The 302-nt window shown below is 26.8% G+C and carries 1 pseudogene; it reads right to left on the reverse strand.

From position 1 onward, the window contains the following. A pseudogene (locus tag L21TH_RS02165) lies at window positions 1-248 on the reverse strand (hypothetical protein); the annotation flags it as partial. Between the last annotated feature and the right edge of the window lie 54 nt (window positions 249-302).

A 302-nucleotide genomic window follows, 5' to 3' on the forward strand; every position in this document is an offset into this window, starting at 1 on the left:
GAACTGATGAAAGGTGGATAAGCTTGTTGTTTATCTAGGTTTATTTCTAATATCACTTTGGCATAATCATTTTTTATATCTATACTTTTATAGTTAAATGTTAATGGAAAACGCCTTTTTTCTACATAACCATATCCTTTTTCATCAATGTACTTCCTACGAATAGCTAGAGTTTTTAGAGCAATTACTTTATTGCGATTTTGTATTTTACTCATATCCAAGTAAGGTGTTATATCCTTATATTTCATTTCTAAATAAGAATCATACTGGGTATTATAAAACGATTCAATTGTATCTTTAAT

Source organism: Caldisalinibacter kiritimatiensis, from assembly GCF_000387765.1.
GTDB classification, from domain to species: domain Bacteria; phylum Bacillota; class Clostridia; order Tissierellales; family Caldisalinibacteraceae; genus Caldisalinibacter; species Caldisalinibacter kiritimatiensis.